Source organism: Stenotrophomonas sp. ATs4, assembly GCF_051861585.1.
GTDB lineage: Bacteria > Pseudomonadota > Gammaproteobacteria > Xanthomonadales > Xanthomonadaceae > Stenotrophomonas > Stenotrophomonas maltophilia_AS.
Genome location: NZ_JBLYPK010000026.1, coordinates 1 through 1,150 on the forward strand (window position 1 = coordinate 1; position 1,150 = coordinate 1,150).

Consider the following 1,150-nt stretch of genomic DNA (forward strand, 5'->3'; position numbering starts at 1 on the left):
TGGCGTGGATCTTATCTCTTGCCGATCTGGCACCTTGGGTGCCGAGAGCCCGGCGTGGGCGACCGTGTGGATCCAGGTCTTGCGACCGAGAAGTAGCTTGGGTCCCCACGCCGGATTCTCCCTGAACCGCCCGAACAGTTGGTTGAGTTGGCGCTCGAACTGATAAGACTGGGCAAGCGGGGAGAGCTCTCGACCCTGTCAGCCTAGCGGAGTTCTGCCATGTTTGGGATCGGGATCGATGTGAGCAAAGCCACGCTGGATGTGGCCGTCCATGAAGAGCAATTTCGCCAATTCAGCAACGACAAGCGTGGCTTTCTGCGATTGATCCGATGGCTGAAGAAGTGGCCGATCAATCAGGTAGTTCTTGAGGCCAGCGGCGGTTACGAGCGTGCTGCTTTGGATGCATTGCACGCTGCCGGCCTTCCCATGGTGCGCATCAATCCGGCGCGTGCGCGGCGATTTGCGCAAGGCACGGGCCGGGCCGCTAAAACCGATCGGCTCGATGCCACGGTACTGGCACAGATGGCCCATCTGTTGCCGCTGACCCGTTACGTACCGCCTGCACCCTGGCAACAGCGGCTGGCTGAATTTGCGCAATGCCGCAGGCATCTGGTGCAGATGCGGGTCAGTGAGATGCAGCGTCTGCGGCGCTTGGTTGATCCGGTTCTGATCGCGATAAAGCAACGCCATATAGCGCAGCTATCTGACGACCTGAAGCAATTGGATAAAGCTATTGCCGAGCAGCTTGAAGGACAGCCCGGCTGGAAAGACATCGGCACTCTCAAAGGCGTCGGCCCCATCCTGCTCAGCACACTGGCCTGCGAGCTGCCCGAACTGGGTCGCCTGGGAAGCAAAGCCATAGCGTCGCTGGTGGGGTTGGCGCCAATGAACCGCGAAAGTGGCACCTGGCAGGGCCAGCGGCGCATCAGCGGTGGGCGCGCGGTGGTACGTGAAGCCCTCTACATGGCGGCGCTGACGGCCATCCGGTACGAGCCAAGGCTGCGCGAGTTTTACGCCGGCCTGAAGGCCAAGGGCAAAGCGAGCAAGGTGGCACTGGTGGCGGTCATGCGCAAAATGCTGGTGATCCTCAATGCCCGTAAACGGGACGCCGAGGTGGCCCTCGGCTGCCCCTGACAAGACAGTTGCTACT

1 protein-coding gene is annotated in these 1,150 nt (G+C 61.2%); it reads left to right on the plus strand.

The window, feature by feature from the left end:
- Positions 1–219 precede the first annotated feature (219 nt).
- The gene (locus ABR323_RS21805) at positions 220–1,134 is read left to right on the plus strand and encodes an IS110 family transposase (RefSeq protein ID WP_439450810.1); all 915 of its coding nucleotides are present in this window, start codon (positions 220–222) and stop codon (positions 1,132–1,134) included.
- The last annotated feature ends 16 nt before the right edge of the window (positions 1,135–1,150 follow it).